This is a genomic window from Microbacterium sp. W4I20, from assembly GCF_030816505.1.
Taxonomy (GTDB): Bacteria; Actinomycetota; Actinomycetes; order Actinomycetales; family Microbacteriaceae; genus Microbacterium.
In genome coordinates this window covers 1,407,810-1,423,345 of sequence record NZ_JAUSYB010000001.1, presented here as the reverse complement: position 1 = coordinate 1,423,345, position 15,536 = coordinate 1,407,810, and the positions used below count along the sequence as shown (strand labels likewise).

General features: G+C 67.0%; 11 protein-coding genes and 1 tRNA gene. 10 read left to right on the top strand and 2 right to left on the bottom strand.

Going from position 1 to position 15,536, the window contains the following annotated elements:
- The first annotated feature begins 29 nt into the window (after nucleotides 1–29).
- Nucleotides 30–3,533, top strand: coding sequence for a DNA-directed RNA polymerase subunit beta (locus QFZ21_RS06920; RefSeq protein ID WP_307375875.1), 3,504 nt, complete (start codon nucleotides 30–32; stop codon nucleotides 3,531–3,533).
- Between the two features lie 86 nt (nucleotides 3,534–3,619).
- Nucleotides 3,620–7,495, top strand: coding sequence for a DNA-directed RNA polymerase subunit beta' (gene rpoC / locus QFZ21_RS06915; RefSeq protein ID WP_307375873.1), 3,876 nt, complete (start codon nucleotides 3,620–3,622; stop codon nucleotides 7,493–7,495).
- A gap of 175 nt (nucleotides 7,496–7,670) precedes the next feature.
- Here the strand turns inward: rpoC and QFZ21_RS06910 are convergent, their stop codons facing one another.
- Nucleotides 7,671–8,273 (bottom strand): hypothetical protein, encoded by a 603-nt coding sequence (locus QFZ21_RS06910; protein ID WP_307375871.1) that lies wholly within the window; start codon nucleotides 8,271–8,273, stop codon nucleotides 7,671–7,673.
- Between the two features lie 84 nt (nucleotides 8,274–8,357).
- Here QFZ21_RS06910 and QFZ21_RS06905 point away from each other — a divergent pair, with 84 nt between their 5' ends.
- Together QFZ21_RS06905 and QFZ21_RS06900 are read left to right on the top strand one after the other, a co-directional pair.
- Complete coding sequence (locus QFZ21_RS06905; protein WP_307375869.1) at nucleotides 8,358–9,299, top strand: PfkB family carbohydrate kinase; 942 nt, start codon at nucleotides 8,358–8,360, stop codon at nucleotides 9,297–9,299.
- Between the two features lie 86 nt (nucleotides 9,300–9,385).
- Nucleotides 9,386–9,470 (top strand) — tRNA-Tyr (locus QFZ21_RS06900).
- A 93-nt stretch (nucleotides 9,471–9,563) separates the two neighbouring features.
- Here QFZ21_RS06900 and QFZ21_RS06895 read toward each other — a convergent pair.
- Nucleotides 9,564–9,788, bottom strand: a complete 225-nt coding sequence (locus QFZ21_RS06895) for a hypothetical protein (protein ID WP_307375865.1) — start codon at nucleotides 9,786–9,788, stop codon at nucleotides 9,564–9,566.
- A gap of 88 nt (nucleotides 9,789–9,876) precedes the next feature.
- Between QFZ21_RS06895 and QFZ21_RS06890 the strand changes: the two genes are divergently transcribed.
- The 6 genes from QFZ21_RS06890 to QFZ21_RS06865 all read left to right on the top strand — a co-directional run bounded on the left by QFZ21_RS06890 (nucleotide 9,877) and on the right by QFZ21_RS06865 (nucleotide 15,504).
- On the top strand, nucleotides 9,877–10,773 hold the full coding sequence (locus QFZ21_RS06890) for a bile acid:sodium symporter family protein (protein ID WP_307375863.1): 897 nt from the start codon (nucleotides 9,877–9,879) through the stop codon (nucleotides 10,771–10,773).
- A 9-nt stretch (nucleotides 10,774–10,782) separates the two neighbouring features.
- On the top strand, nucleotides 10,783–11,274 hold the full coding sequence (locus QFZ21_RS06885; protein WP_307375861.1) for an FBP domain-containing protein: 492 nt from the start codon (nucleotides 10,783–10,785) through the stop codon (nucleotides 11,272–11,274).
- A 46-nt stretch (nucleotides 11,275–11,320) separates the two neighbouring features.
- Nucleotides 11,321–12,124 carry an enoyl-CoA hydratase/isomerase family protein gene (locus tag QFZ21_RS06880; RefSeq protein ID WP_307375859.1) on the top strand — a complete coding sequence of 268 codons (804 nt, stop codon included), beginning with the start codon at nucleotides 11,321–11,323 and terminating at the stop codon, nucleotides 12,122–12,124.
- A 116-nt stretch (nucleotides 12,125–12,240) separates the two neighbouring features.
- Nucleotides 12,241–13,278, top strand: a complete 1,038-nt coding sequence (locus QFZ21_RS06875) for a hypothetical protein (RefSeq protein ID WP_307375856.1) — start codon at nucleotides 12,241–12,243, stop codon at nucleotides 13,276–13,278.
- Entirely contained in the window at nucleotides 13,275–14,069 is a 795-nt protein-coding gene (locus QFZ21_RS06870) for an inositol monophosphatase family protein (RefSeq protein ID WP_307375854.1), read from the top strand. Before QFZ21_RS06875 ends, QFZ21_RS06870 begins: the two co-directional genes overlap by 4 nt.
- A gap of 226 nt (nucleotides 14,070–14,295) precedes the next feature.
- Nucleotides 14,296–15,504 carry a M23 family metallopeptidase gene (locus QFZ21_RS06865; RefSeq protein ID WP_307375851.1) on the top strand — a complete coding sequence of 403 codons (1,209 nt, stop codon included), beginning with the start codon at nucleotides 14,296–14,298 and terminating at the stop codon, nucleotides 15,502–15,504.
- Nucleotides 15,505–15,536: the final 32 nt, after the last annotated feature.

Below are 15,536 nucleotides of genomic sequence, written 5' to 3'. Positions count from 1 at the left end.
GCCCTGCGGGGCTCACGGAGGTTATTCCCTTGGCTGCTGCTCGCAACGCATCCACATCCACCACCACCAAGAACGGACGCGGAGCATCCCGTCTTTCGTTCGCCAAGATCTCCGACACCCTGACGGTCCCTGACCTTCTGGCTCTGCAGACCGAATCCTTCGGTTGGCTCGTCGGCAACGACGCCTGGAAGGCGCGCGTTGCCGAAGCCAAGAAGGCCGGTCGCACCGACGTCAACGAGAACTCGGGCCTCGGCGAGATCTTCGAGGAGATCTCACCCATCGAGGACCTCGGCGAGACGATGCAGCTGTCGTTCACGAACCCGTACCTCGAGCCGGAGAAGTACTCCATCGACGAGTGCAAGGAGCGCGGCAAGACGTACGCCGCTCCGCTGTACGTCGAGGCCGAGTTCATGAACCACCTCACCGGTGAGATCAAGACCCAGACGGTCTTCATGGGCGACTTCCCCTTGCAGACCGACAAGGGAACGTTCATCATCAACGGCTCCGAGCGCGTCGTCGTCTCGCAGCTGGTGCGTTCGCCCGGTGTGTACTTCGACAAGACGCCCGACAAGACGTCCGACAAGGACATCGTCTCGGCGCGCGTCATCCCGAGCCGTGGTGCCTGGCTCGAGTTCGAGATCGACAAGCGCGACCAGGTCGGCGTGCGCGTCGACCGTAAGCGCAAGCAGTCGGTCACGGTCTTCCTGAAGGCCCTGGGCATGACGAGCGAGGAGATCCTCGCCGAGTTCGCCGGCTACACCTCGATCGAGGAGACGCTCGCGAAGGACACCATCGTCACGAAGGAAGATGCCCTCCGCGACATCTACCGCAAGCTCCGTCCGGGCGAGCAGGTCGCCGCCGAGGCCGCCCGCGCGCTGCTGGACAACTTCTACTTCAACCCGAAGCGCTACGACCTGGCGAAGGTGGGTCGCTACAAGATCAACCACAAGCTGGGCCTCGACCAGCCGCTGACCTCGTCGGTGCTGACCGTCGAGGACATCGTCGCCACGATCAAGTACCTCGTGCGTCTGCACGCAGGCACCGAGGAGACCTTCACCGGCATCCGCTCGGGCAAGAAGGCCGAGATCCGTCTCGCGACCGACGACATCGACAACTTCGGCAACCGTCGCATCCGCGCGGTCGGCGAGCTGATCCAGAACCAGGTCCGCACCGGTCTGTCCCGCATGGAGCGCGTCGTCCGCGAGCGCATGACCACGCAGGACATCGAGGCGATCACGCCGCAGACCCTGATCAACGTGCGCCCCGTCGTCGCCGCGATCAAGGAGTTCTTCGGAACGTCGCAGCTGTCGCAGTTCATGGACCAGAACAACCCGCTCGCCGGTCTGACGAACAAGCGTCGTCTCTCCGCGCTGGGCCCGGGTGGTCTGTCCCGTGACCGCGCCGGCGTCGAGGTCCGTGACGTCCACCCGTCGCACTACGGCCGCATGTGCCCGATCGAGACCCCGGAAGGCCCGAACATCGGTCTGATCGGTGCTCTCGCGACGTTCGCGCGCATCAACTCGTTCGGCTTCATCGAGACCCCGTACCGCAAGGTCACCGGCGGCGTCGTCACCGACCAGATCGACTACCTCACGGCGTCGGAAGAGGTCGACTTCAATATCGCGCAGGCCAACGCCCCGCTCGATGCCAAGGGTCGCTTCATCGAGAGCCACGTCCTGGCCCGCCCCAAGGGCGGCAGCGGCGAGGTCGACATGTTCCTCCCGGAGGACATCGGCTACATCGATGTCTCGCCGCGCCAGATGGTGTCGGTCGCGACCTCGCTCGTGCCGTTCCTCGAGCACGACGACGCACAGCGCGCCCTCATGGGTGCCAACATGCAGCGTCAGGCTGTGCCGCTGCTCCGCAGCGACTCGCCGCTCGTCGGAACCGGTATGGAGGGCTACACGGCCATCGACGCCGGTGACGTGCTCACCGCCGACAAGGCCGGTGTCGTCTCCGAAGTCTCCGCCGACCGCGTCGTGGTCATGCTCGACGAGGGGGGAACGCAGGAATACCACCTGCGCAAGTTCGACCGCTCGAACCAGGGCACGTCCTACAACCAGAAGGTCGTCGTCAACGCCGGCGAGCGGGTCGAGGTCGGCGAGGTCATCGCCGACGGTCCCGCCACCGAGAACGGTGAGCTGGCCCTCGGAAAGAACCTCCTCGTCGCGTTCATGACGTGGGAAGGCTACAACTTCGAGGACGCGATCATCCTCAGCCAGGACCTCGTGAAGGACGACACCCTCTCCTCGATCCACATCGAGGAATACGAGGTCGACGCCCGCGACACGAAGCTCGGCAAGGAGGAGATCACCCGTGATCTCCCCAACGTCAGCCCTGAGCTGCTGAAGGACCTCGACGAGCGCGGCATCATCCGCATCGGTGCCGAGGTCCGCCCCGGCGACATCCTCGTCGGCAAGGTCACGCCGAAGGGCGAGACCGAGCTGTCGGCCGAGGAGCGTCTGCTCCGCGCGATCTTCAACGAGAAGAGCCGCGAGGTCCGCGACACGTCCCTGAAGGTGCCTCACGGCGAGCAGGGTACGATCATCGCGGTCAAGGAGTTCAACGCCGAGGACGGCGACGACGAGCTCGGCTCCGGCGTCAACCGCCGCGTCGTGGTCTACATCGCCCAGAAGCGCAAGATCACCGAGGGCGACAAGCTCGCCGGTCGTCACGGCAACAAGGGTGTCATCGCGAAGATCCTCCCGATCGAGGACATGCCGTTCCTCGCGGACGGAACTCCGGTCGACATCGTGCTGAACCCGCTCGGCATCCCGGGTCGAATGAACTTCGGCCAGGTCCTCGAGACCCACCTCGGGTGGATCGCGAAGCAGGGCTGGAAGGTCGAGGGCACTCCCGAGTGGGCTGCTCGTCTGCCGGAAGAGGCCTTCGAGGCAGCGCCCGGCACGAAGGTCGCCACCCCGGTGTTCGACGGTGCGAGCGAGGAGGAGATCGCCGGTCTCCTCGACGCGACCATCCCCACTCGCGACGGCGACCGCCTGATCGGTTCGAGCGGAAAGGCCCTGCTGTTCGACGGCCGCTCCGGCGAGCCGTTCCCGGCACCGGTCTCGGTGGGCTACATGTACATCCTGAAGCTGCACCACCTGGTCGACGACAAGATCCACGCACGTTCCACGGGTCCGTACTCGATGATCACCCAGCAGCCGCTCGGTGGTAAGGCGCAGTTCGGTGGACAGCGCTTCGGTGAGATGGAGGTGTGGGCCCTCGAGGCCTACGGCGCCGCATACGCGCTCCAGGAGCTCCTCACGATCAAGTCCGACGACATCCTCGGCCGCGTCAAGGTGTACGAGGCGATCGTCAAGGGCGAGAACATCCAGGAGCCCGGCATCCCCGAGTCCTTCAAGGTGCTCATGAAGGAGATGCAGTCGCTCTGCCTGAACGTCGAGGTCCTCTCGGCCGACGGCACGCTGGTCAACCTCCGCGACACCGACGACGAGGCCTTCCGCGCAGCGGAGGAGCTCGGGATCAACATCTCCAGCCGCTTCGAGGCCGCCTCGATCGACGAGATCTAACCCTTCGACAGGCTCAGGGACCCAACTGGGTGGCTGAGCCTGTCGAAGCCAGACTTCTCAAAAAGAATTCCGACACAGGAGAATCAGTGCTCGAGTCAAACACTTTCGATGAGCTTCGCATCGGCCTCGCCACCGCGGACCACATCCGCGCGTGGTCGTACGGTGAGGTCAAGAAGCCCGAAACCATCAACTACCGCACCCTGAAGCCCGAGAAGGACGGTCTCTTCGGAGAGCAGATCTTCGGGCCGTCCCGCGACTGGGAGTGCGCGTGCGGCAAGTACAAGCGCGTCCGCTTCAAGGGCATCGTCTGCGAGCGCTGCGGCGTGGAGGTCACCAAGAGCTCCGTCCGTCGTGAGCGCATGGGCCACATCGAGCTCGCCGCTCCGGTCACCCACATCTGGTACTTCAAGGGTGTGCCCTCGCGTCTCGGCTACCTGCTCGACATGGCGCCGAAGGACCTCGAGAAGGTCATCTACTTCGCCGCCTACATGGTCATCTCGGTCGACGAGGATGCCCGTCACCGCGACCTGGGCACGCAGGAGAACAACATCCGTCTCGAGCTGAAGACGCTCGGTGACCGCCGCGACGCGAAGATCGCCGAGCGCCTGGCTCGTCTCGAGGAGGAGCTCGCTGCTCTCGAGGCCGAGGGTGCCAAGGCCGACGCGAAGAAGAAGGTCAAGGACGCCGCCGAGAAGGAGATGTCGCTCATCCGCAAGGGTGCCGACGAACAGATCGCCAAGCTCGAGCGCGTGTGGGAGGACTTCCGCACGCTCGAGGTCGGTGCCCTGCGCCCGGAGGACGACGTCTTCCACGAGCTGCAGGACCGTTTCGGTCAGTACTTCGAGGCCTACATGGGCGCCGAGTCGATCCAGCGTCGCCTCGCGGCGTTCGACCTCGCCGCCGAGGCGGAGAACCTGCACCTGCAGATCTCCGAGGGCAAGGGTCAGCGCAAGATCCGTGCGATCAAGCGCCTGAAGGTCGTCAACTCGTTCCTGGAGACCGGCATGAGCCCGGCCGCCATGGTCCTCGACGTCGTCCCGGTGATCCCGCCGGAGCTGCGCCCGATGGTGCAGCTCGACGGTGGCCGCTTCGCGACCTCCGACCTCAACGACCTCTACCGTCGTGTGATCAACCGCAACAACCGTCTCCGTCGTCTGATCGATCTCGGCGCCCCCGAGATCATCGTCAACAACGAGAAGCGGATGCTGCAGGAGGCCGTCGACGCCCTGTTCGACAACGGTCGCCGTGGTCGTCCCGTCACCGGTACCGGAAACCGCGCCCTGAAGTCGCTCAGCGACATGCTCAAGGGCAAGCAGGGTCGTTTCCGTCAGAACCTGCTCGGCAAGCGCGTCGACTACTCGGGCCGTTCGGTGATCATCGTCGGACCGCAGCTGAAGCTGCACCAGTGCGGTCTGCCCAAGCAGATGGCTCTGGAGCTCTTCAAGCCGTTCGTCATCAAGCGCCTGATCGACCTCGGTCACTCGCAGAACATCAAGGCCGCCAAGCGCGCCGTGGAGCGCACCCGTCCCGAGGTCTGGGACGTGCTCGAGGAGATCATCCGCGAGCGTCCGGTGCTGCTCAACCGTGCGCCCACGCTGCACCGTCTCGGCATCCAGGCCTTCGAGCCTCAGCTCGTCGAGGGCAAGGCCATCCAGCTGCACCCGCTCGTCTGCGCGGCGTTCAACGCCGACTTCGACGGTGACCAGATGGCTGTGCACCTGCCGCTGTCGGTCGAGGCTCAGGCCGAGGCCCGCGTGCTGATGCTCGCGTCGAACAACATCCTGAAGCCCTCCGACGGCCGCCCGGTCACCCTGCCTTCGCAGGACATGATCATCGGTCTGCACCACCTGACCACGGTCAAGGAGGGCGCAGCCGGTGAGGGTCGTGCATTCGGTTCGGTCGGCGAGGCGATCCTGGCGAAGGACGAGGGCACCCTCGACCTGCAGGCCAAGGTCCGCATCCGCATCCCGGGTCTGACGTTCCTCGAGGGCGACGCTCCCGAGGGCTACGAGCGCCACGGTCTCGTCGACGCTTCGCTGGGTCAGGCGATCTTCAACGACACGCTGCCGAAGGGCTACCCGTTCGTCCGCGAGCAGGCTGACAAGAACAAGCTGTCGCAGATCGTCAACAAGCTGGCCGAGGAGTACCCCAAGGTCGAGACGGCTGCATCGCTCGACCGCATCAAGGACGCCGGTTTCTACTGGGCCACGCGCTCCGGTGTGACCGTCGCCCTGAGCGACATCCTCACCCCGCCGAACAAGGCCGAGATCGTCGCCGGCTACGAGAAGCAGGCCGCGAAGGTCCAGTCCCAGTACGAGAAGGGCCTTACGACCGACACCGAGCGTCGTCAGGAACTCATCAAGATCTGGACCGAGGCGACCGACGAGGTTCAGACCGCGATGCGGGCGAACTTCCCGGAGGACAACACCATCAACCGCATGGTCTCGTCCGGCGCCCGTGGTAACTGGCTGCAGATCCGGAACATCGCCGGTATGCGTGGTCTGGTGAACAACCCCAAGGGTGAGATCATCCCGCGTCCGATCATCTCCTCGTACCGCGAGGGTCTGTCGGTGGCGGAGTACTTCATCGCGACGCACGGTACCCGTAAGGGTCTGGCCGACACCGCTCTGCGTACCGCCGACTCGGGTTACCTGACCCGTCGTCTGGTGGATGTCTCGCAGGACGTCATCATCCGCGAAGAGGACTGCGGCACGTCGAAGGGCCTCGAGCTCCCCATCGCTGCTCCGAACTCGCAGGGCGAGCTGGTGCGCGACGCGAACGTCGAGAACTCGGTGTTCGCTCGTACCCTGGCATCCGACGTGGTCAGCGAGTCGGGCGAGATCCTCGCCTCGGCGCATGACGACGTGGGTGACGTGCTCATCGACAAGCTCGTCGGCCTGGGTGTCGAGAGCATCAAGGTGCGCTCGGTCCTGACCTGCGACTCCGCCGTCGGTGTCTGCGCGCAGTGCTACGGCCGTTCGCTGGCGACGGGTAAGACCGTCGACATCGGCGAGGCCGTCGGCATCATCGCGGCCCAGTCGATCGGTGAGCCCGGTACCCAGCTGACGATGCGTACCTTCCACACGGGTGGTTCGGCATCGGCGGATGACATCACGCAGGGTCTTCCCCGTGTGCAGGAGCTCTTCGAGGCTCGTACCCCCAAGGGTGCGTCCCCGATCGCCGAGGCCGACGGTCGTATCACGATCGACGAGTCCGACAAGGGCAAGAAGGTCATCCTCACGCCGGACAGCGGCGACGAGGCAGTGATCTACCCGGTGCTGAAGCGTGCGACGCTTCTCGTCGAGGACGGGCAGCACGTCACGGTCGGTCAGCCGATCCTGGTGGGCACGCTCGACCCGAAGGAGATCATGCGCGTCATGGGAGCCCGCGAGGTGCAGCGTTACCTCGTCGGCGGCGTCCAGGGCGTGTACCGCTCGCAGGGTGTGCCGATCCACGACAAGCACATCGAGGTCATCGTCCGTCAGATGCTCCGCAAGGTCACCGTCGTCGATCACGCCGACACGACCCTGCTCCCGGGTGAGATGGTCGACCTCAAGCGCTACCAGGCAATCAACCGCGAAGCCGTGGCAGAGGGCAAGCGCCCCGCGTCGGGCCGTTCGGAGCTGATGGGTATCACGAAGGCGTCGCTCGCGACCGAGTCGTGGCTGTCGGCCGCCTCCTTCCAGGAGACGACCCGCGTGCTCACCGAGGCTGCGATGCAGGGCAAGCGCGACCCGCTCGTCGGTCTCAAGGAGAACGTCATCATCGGAAAGCTCATCCCCGCCGGAACGGGACTCTCGAAGTACCGCGACGTCACGGTCGAGGCGACGGAAGAAGCCAAGAGCGAGCGCTACCCGAACCGGATCTTCGCATCCGACGGTGCGTACGCCGACGGCGACTTCGGTTACGTCGACTTCGACGCGTTCTCGACGGACGACATCACGCCCGGTACGTACAACTGACGTACTGAGTGACTGAGAAGGCCCCGGGGTTCACCCCGGGGCCTTCTTCGTGTGTGTGGGGGTCTCCGCCGGGCCGGGCCCGCGGCGTCGGGCTGAGATCTCTGCGACAGGAGGAGGATCCGGCGCGGAGCGTCCTCCTCTCGGGGCGTTCTCCTCCCGACGCGGCGCTGCGCCACTAGCCGAAGAGGTGCTCGACGATGCTCGACGTGTAGCCGTCGGGTGCGAGGTTCGAGTAGCGCGTGTCGATCAGCACGTCGTCCTTCCAGAACAGCGTGCGACCGTCGGTGACCGGGTAGGTCTTGTTCGGCCAGGTCTTCTCGCAGCGCGTTCCGCCGTCGGGCGTGAAGCACGAGAACCCCTCGTCGTCGGCGAGTGCGTTGAGCATGTCGAGCGCGGGGCCGCGGCTCATGCCCGAGATCGTGGTGGTGAGGCCGGTGGTGTCGGCGCCAGGATCCGCCCAGATGCAGGTGAGCATGCCGTCATCGCCGACGCCGGAGGGACCGAACGCGGCATCGTTCAGCGGGATTCCTTCGAGCTGCGCGAGCACCGCATCGGAGAGGATCGCCCGGCAGTCGGTCGGCAGTGCGATCGCCTGGGTGGTCGGCGTGGCGCTGGGGGAGGGCTCTGGCGACGCCGAGCCGCCGGGCTCTTCATCGGAGGATGCAGAGGGCTTCGGGGAGCCGCTCGCATCCCCTGAACCCTCGGATGCCGGTGTGCACGCCGTGAGAGTCACCAGGAGCAGCAGGGCCGCGGCCGCGGCGATGGATCGCGCGTTCATGGGCACACCGTAGCGCGGTTCCGTCGCCTCGGCCGGGAGCGCGTGCGCAGATGATGTCGTGCCGTCGCGCGATAGGGTCGGCGGATGAGCTTCGAGACCTCCACCGCCGGTTCTCCCGCCGGTTCCGCCGTCGTGATCGGCGACGCCCTGATCGACGAGATCCGTGACGACTCCGGTGTGCGTGAGCTCGTGGGCGGGGCGGCGCTGAACGTCGCTGTGGGGCTGCGCCGGCTCGGCATCCGCACCACTCTCCTCGCGATGGTCGGCGACGACGAAGCCGGTGCGCATATCCAGGAGTATCTCGCCGACCACGGGGTGGAACTCATCGCGAGCGCGGCGCCGCACGGCTCCTCCCGTGCGGTCGTGCACCGTGCGGCGAACGGTGAGCCGCAGTACGTCTTCAACCAGGCGGCCCGGCAGCGCAGCATCCGCTACTCCGACGAGGCGCGCGCGGCGATCGCGGCATCCGATCTCGTGGCGATCAGCTGCTTCCCGTTCGATGTGCCGGCCGAGGTCGATGCGCTTACGGCCGCCCTCGGCGACGCACGGCTGGCGATCGATCCCAACCCGCGCACCGGGATGATGAGTGACAAGGACGAGTTCGTTCGCGGGTTCGAGCGGCTCGCCGCCGGTGCCGACATCGTGAAGGTCGGAGCCGATGACGCGGCCATCCTCTATGACGGCGACCTCGACGCCCTCCGCGCCCGGCTCCGCGGCCTCGGCGTGCGCGCCGTGCTCGCGACGTCAGGATCGGCGGGGGCGACCCTCGAGACGGATGCCGGAACCACGACCGCCCCGATCTCCGAACTGCCCGGACGCATCGTCGACACGGTCGGGGCCGGCGATGCCACGCTCGCCGCGGTCGCTGCGGGCCTGGTCGAGCGGACCCCGGAGGCTCTCGACGACTGGCACGCGCTGCTCGAACGGGCCATGGACATCGCGGCGGCGACGTGCCGCGCGGAGGGCGGTCTGCTGCGCACCCCCGAGTCGCTTGCCGAGGCCGACCGGGGCGTCTTCGGCAGCTGATCCGCCGATTTCATGTGCCCGCCTCGGGCAGGTATGATTATCTCTCGTGCCCCCGGTTGGCTGTCCAAGTTGGACGGGTGCGCTCTGGCGAGTTACCCAAGCGGCCAAAGGGATCTGACTGTAAATCAGACTGCATCGCATTCGGGGGTTCGAATCCCTCACTCGCCACCACACAGAGAAGCCCTCGGTCGCCCGAGGGCTTTCTTCTTCGGCCGGGTTTCCCGTCGCAGACGCCGAGGAGAACTCCCGGTGGTCAGCCGCCCTTCAGAGCTGCATGGCCTCGCTGAGCGGTACCCCGCTCACTCTCACCAGCCACAGCCCCACGAGGCAGAACGCGGCCGTGACGCCGAGGAGCACCCACGAGGGCTGCGAACCGGTCACGAGCAACCAGACGAACACTCCGGCGAAGAGAAGGGTGAAGCTGAGGCCACCCCAGAACATCAGTGCGCCGAGCAGCCCGAGAAGCGGTCGGGGCTCGGATCGGGTCATGCTGTCACGATATCTCGACCAGGTGGCAGGCCCGAGCATCCGCCGGGTTCCGTGACACCGCGCCCCCGCATCCGCCACACTGAGTGCCATGGGATCAGCGTTGACCACCATCGGATTGCCCGTCGCTCTCGGAATCATCATGCTGGGACTCGGACTCAGCCTCACTCTCGCCGACTTCGCGCGGGTGTTGAAGCAGCCCAAGGCGGTGATCATCGCGCTGCTCTGCCAGCTCGTGCTGCTGCCGGCGATCTGCTTCGGGCTGGTGCTCGCTTTCCAGCTGCCGCCGATCCTCGCAGTCGGCATGATGATGCTCGCCGCGTCGCCCGGCGGCACGACAGCCAACCTCTACAGCCACCTGTTCCGCGGTGACATCGCGCTCAACATCTCTCTGACCGCGGTGAACTCGGTGATCGCCGTGATCACGCTCCCGCTCATCACGAACTTCGCGATCGCCTACTTCCAGCCGTTCGACGACACCCTCGGACTGCAGTGGTCGAAGGCGCTCGAGGTGTTCGCGATCGTCCTCCTCCCGGTCGCGCTCGGCATGATCGTGCGCCGGTTCTGGCCGACCTTCGCCGATGGCATGGACAAGCCGGTGCGGATCGCCTCGGTGATCATCCTGATCGTCGTGATTGCGGGAGCCGTGGCATCGAACTGGGCGCTCCTGGTCGCCAACTTCAGCCAGCTCGCGCTGATCACGATCCTGTTCTGCGTGATCAGCCTGTCGATCGGATTCCTCGTTCCTCGCTGGCTCCGCGTCGGGAAGCGCCAGTCGATCGCGACGTCGTTCGAGATCGGCATCCACAACGCCACGCTCGCGATCGTCATCGCGCAGTCGGTCCTCGGCTCCGTCGAGCTGAGCCTTCCGGCTGCCGTCTACGGCGTGCTGATGTTCTTCATCGCGTTCGGGTTCGGCTTCCTGATCCGCGATCGGGTCGCCGCCCAGAACCCGGACGCGGCCTCGACCGTGCGCGATGGTTCCTAGACTGGAACGATGCGAGCGCTCACCGAATCCGAGGTCAGGGCCTCGTTCGTCAACGCGGATGACGACGAGCTGCGCACCATGGAGATGCCGCACGACTTCATGCTGGTCGACTGGGACTACCTCGATTTCTTCGCCTGGCGCGATCCGAGTGCGGCGAAGCGCGGGTACGTGCTGATCCAACACGAGGGTGGCGTGGCAGGGGTCGTGCTGCGTGCGTCCGAGCCGGCGCGCGGACGCTCGGGCATGTGCAACATCTGCCACACGATGCAGCCGGGCAACCAGGTCGCTCTGCTCTCGGCCCGACGTGCGGGTGAGGCGGGCAGGCGCGGCGACTCGTTCGGCACTTATATCTGCGCCGACCTCTCGTGTCACGAGAACGTGCGCCTGGCGCATCCGCTCGCCCCGAACGAGGTGCGTTCGCCAGGTCAGGTCGACTTCCGTCTCGATGGCACGCGCCGACGCATGGAGGCCTTCATCTCCCGCGTCTGGGAGTACGCCTGATCGCGGTTACGCTGAACCCACCCGTCCCATGCTCGAAGGAGAAGCCATGAGCGATGCCATCCTGTTCGCCGTCGAAGAGGGGATGGCTCGGCTCACGCTGAACCGCCCGGCCCGCCTGAACGCGTTCAACGCCGACCTCGCCCACGCCTGGAGGGATGCGACAGCCGAGGCCACCTCACGGGCGGATGTGAAGGCGATCCTGATCGATGCGGCGGGACCCGCGTTCTGCGCGGGCGGTGACGTGATCGACATGGCCACGACCATGGGCTCGTCGTCGGGTGCGGACATCACCGCGCTCGCCGAGGTCATCAACTCCGGCATCCGCTCGCTCACCGAGTCCTCCGTACCCGTCGTCGCGGCGGCACACGGCACGACGGCCGGCGGCGGACTCGGCATCCTGCTCTGCAGCGACTACGCCGTCGTGGGCTCGCGCTCACGGCTCGGCAGCCTCTACGCGAACATCGGGCTCACCCCCGACCTCTCGGTCTCGGCGCAGCTCGCCCGCGCCGTCGGACAGCGCCGGGCACTGCAGCTCGTGCTGCAGGATCGGCTGCTCACGGCGCAGGAGGCGGTGGAGTGGGGACTCGTCGCCGAAGCGGTGGAAGGGCCGGATGCCGCAGCTGAGGCCGAGCTCGTGCGTGCCAGGGGCGAGGAGATCGCCCGCTTCTGGCTGGCGGGAGCCGCCGACGCCTACGGCCAGGCGAAGCATCTGGTGCGCTCGCAGCCGGAGCGCTCCTTCGTCGAGCAGCTGAGCGAGGAGGCACGCTCGATCGGTGCGGCGCTGCAGACTTCGGATGCTCAGGCGCGGGTCGCCGCCTTCGCGGCGGCATCCGTGAAGAAGGCCGGCTGACCACCTCTGCACGGACGCAACTTCGTGCCACTGTGTGAACAGTGCGCGGTCGCACCGTGGCAAGCGGGTCCTCGCGTGGCAGGATGAGGGCAACGCCGCTCAACGAGAGGATGGCCATGTCTCAACCGGACATCACCCCGCAGCAATCGACACAGGGTGAGAAGAAGAATCTGTCGCTGCTCATCAGAGGTGCGATCTGGATCGCCATCGGCGCGCTGATCGCCGCCGCTCTCGTCTGCGTCATCTGGGTGCTGATCGGAGACCAGGACGGCCTCATTGGCCGCGCATTCCTGACGATCCTCCTGCTGGCCGCGTTCGCGGGCATCGCGATCCTCGAGGCGGGGCTTGCCCCGAACCGCCCGGATTGGCTCGCCCTCGCGAGCATGGTGACCTGGATCGTCGCCCTCCTCGTCGGTGCCGTCAAGATCTGGCTTCCTGAAGACGACGACTACTTCACGGGTGCGGAGCGCTTCTTCCAGCTGCTGCTGGTGATCGGCATCCTGCAGCTCGCGCTCCTGCACGTGCGTCTCTTCACGCCCGCCGCGCAGCGTCACGTGACCACGTTCACGCGCATCATCTACATCGCGACCCTCGTCTTCCTCGGCGCCCTCGTCGGCCTGCTCGTCTTCTTCCTCGCGTTCCCGCACACCTTCGACTACGGCGAGCTGTACTGGCGCATCGTCGTCGCGCTGACGATCCTCGCGGCTGTCGGCACCACTCTGGTTCCGTTGCTGAACGCTCTCTTCGCGCCGAAGAAGCCGGCGCAGGCGGCTCACCCCGTCTCTGCCGCCCCGGCCTGGCCGAGCTACGCCGACGGCATCACGCCCCTGCCGGTGCTGCCCGACGGCAGCCCCGACTGGAATGCCTACTACACGGGGTACCCGAGCGCGACGCCGCAGCCACAGCAGCAGCAGGCACTTCCGCAGGCGCCGGTTCCGTTCCCGGTCGCTCCTGAGCCCGCGGCGCCGCAGTACGCGCAGCCGTTCGCGCCGCCCGCACAGCCCGAGGTGCCGCAGGTTCCGCAGGCGCCCCCGGCCGCGCAGGTCCCTCCAGCTCCGCAGGCGCCGGTCGCCGAGCCACCGCAGTCGCCGCCGTCGAGCGACCAGCCGGCCTTCCCGCCGCCCCCGCCCGCGCCGCACCATCCTGCTCCGTGAGCCTCGCTCTCGAACTGAAGGACCTCGCGACCGAGATCGCCCGCGAAGCGGGTGAACTCGCGCACCGGCGACGCCGTGAGGGCGTGCACCTCGCCGCCACCAAATCGACGCTGGCCGACATCGTGACGGATGCCGACCGCGAGGTCGAGGCGCTGATCCGTGCTCGTATCGCTGCGGTCCGACCGGACGATGGTTTTCTCGGCGAAGAGTCGGAAGCCGAGTCCGGAGTCAGCGGCATCACCTGGGTCGTCGATCCGATCGACGGCACCGTGAACTACGCCTACGGCATGCCCGCGTACAACGTGAGCATCGCTGCCGTGCGAGGGACACCGGATCCGCAGTCGTGGGAGGCGCTCGCCGGAGTGGTGAACGCCCCGGCTCTGGGCGAGATCTTCGCTGCGGCTCAGGGGCACGGGGCGTGGTCGGGGGAGGAGAGGCTCGCCGTCACGACCGAGACGCCAGCCGGCGCGCTGCTCGCCACCGGATTCGGCTACGACCCCGCAACGCACGACGGCGACCTCGCGACCGTGCGCCACGTCATGCCGATGGCGCGCGACCTGCGTCGCTCGGGATCCGCTGCGCTCGATCTCGCCTACGTCGCGGCCGGGCGACTCGACGGCTACTACGAGCGCGGGCTCAAGCCGTGGGACTTCGCGGCGGGGGCGCTGCTCGTGAGCGAGGCGGGGGGAGTGGTCTCGCGACTCGACGTCGACTCGGCGCGACCGATGCTGATCGCCGGAGGGCAGGATGTGCACGCCCGCCTCCGCGCCCTCCTCAGCGAGAATCGCTGACCGACTCATGGCTTTCCCAGGCGGATGCCGGTAGGGTTTATGCGATCGTTACTTTCGCCACCCGAAGGCGAGAGTTGAAGTTTGCGCCCCCGAGCTGACGCACGACCGAGAGATTAGATTTTTGCCCTTCGAGAATTCCCAGGCTGCCTCTGCGCCCACGCGCCGGTCCAGCCGACTCCGCACTGCGGCCTCTGAGGCCCCCGCGGCGGGAACGACGGAGTCCGTCTTGGCGGTCGAATCCGTTATCGCCCTCGCCGCCGTCGCCCCCCTTTCCCGTCGCGCCGCACGCCAGCGCACCACCATCGACGCCCCGATCCCGGAGGCGCCCGTCGTCCCGCTCATCGATGCGTCGGACGATGTCGCCGTCGTCTCCGACGCCGACGTATCGATCGTCACAGACAAGGTCGAAGAGCTCATCGAGATCTCCGAGCCGGTCGAGGCCATCGAGCACGAGCCGGCCGCCGAGCAGAACGAAGAGCCTACGACAGCCGTTCAGGACGAAGAGCCCGAGGCCGCCGCAGAGCCGGCTGAGGAATCGCTTCCCCACGCCGATGCTGACGCCTTCGACCGCGCATCACGCGCCTTCCGGGCCACCGGCCCTGTGCCGGCGGCATCCGCCTCTGAAGAGCCTGTCGCCGAGCCCGCTCCGGCAGCCGAGCCCGCCGCAGCCGGTGGTCATGTTCCGCCGCGTCGCCCGCGCAACGTTCGCAAGATCCTCACCGCCGGCGCGACCGTCGGCGTGATGAGCCTCGCCGGGCTTCTGGCGGTCTCCATGACTCTGCCCGCCGAGGCCGTCGCTGCTGTTCAGGGGTCGCCCCTGGCGGCGACGTCGCTCGTCACAGCATCCGAAGCGGCCAAGGCCGGTACGGCCGACGATGAGATCCAGGCGTTCGTCGCTCCCGCGGGTGTCGAGAGCGAGTCGTTGGCCCGCGCCGACGACTTCAGCACCGTCTCGCTCGTGCAGGTCGCGGCCGAGCAGGGCATCAACTACTCCAGCGAGATCTTCACGAACGACCCCGACGCCGCCATTCAGTGGCCGTTCCTGGTCGGTGTGGGCATGAGCTACGGCTACGGCATGCGTAGCGGTCGGCTGCACGAGGGCATCGACTTCGTGCCCGGTAACGGCGCGCCCGTTCAGGCGATCGCCGACGGTACCGTGCGGATCGCGACCGAGCAGGGCGGCGCGTACGGCGTGACCGTCTACATCGACCACGTCATCGACGGTTCGGTCATCACGAGCCACTACTCGCACATGCAGTACGGCTCATTGCAGGTGAAGGCCGGCGACACCGTGAAGGTCGGCGACATGGTCGGCAAGACCGGAAACACCGGACGCTCGTACGGCGCTCACATGCACTTCGAGCTCATCGTCAACGGGTCGACGATCGATCCGCTGCCGTGGCTCCGCGAGAACGCGGGTCGGTACGAGTACTGACCGGCCTTGATTTCATGAGGACGCCACTGTGA

What these genes read in the sequence shown, in the direction of transcription:
- QFZ21_RS06875 (WP_307375856.1), top strand. Translation starts at nt 12,241, where the DNA reads ATGTCTCAACCGGACATCACCCCGCAGCAATCGACACAGGGTGAGAAG.
- QFZ21_RS06885 (WP_307375861.1), top strand. Translation starts at nt 10,783, where the DNA reads ATGCGAGCGCTCACCGAATCCGAGGTCAGGGCCTCGTTCGTCAACGCG.
- QFZ21_RS06890 (WP_307375863.1), top strand. Translation starts at nt 9,877, where the DNA reads ATGGGATCAGCGTTGACCACCATCGGATTGCCCGTCGCTCTCGGAATC.
- QFZ21_RS06880 (WP_307375859.1), top strand. Translation starts at nt 11,321, where the DNA reads ATGAGCGATGCCATCCTGTTCGCCGTCGAAGAGGGGATGGCTCGGCTC.
- QFZ21_RS06910 (WP_307375871.1), bottom strand. Translation starts at nt 8,273, where the DNA reads ATGAACGCGCGATCCATCGCCGCGGCCGCGGCCCTGCTGCTCCTGGTG.
- QFZ21_RS06895 (WP_307375865.1), bottom strand. Translation starts at nt 9,788, where the DNA reads ATGACCCGATCCGAGCCCCGACCGCTTCTCGGGCTGCTCGGCGCACTG.
- QFZ21_RS06905 (WP_307375869.1), top strand. Translation starts at nt 8,358, where the DNA reads ATGAGCTTCGAGACCTCCACCGCCGGTTCTCCCGCCGGTTCCGCCGTC.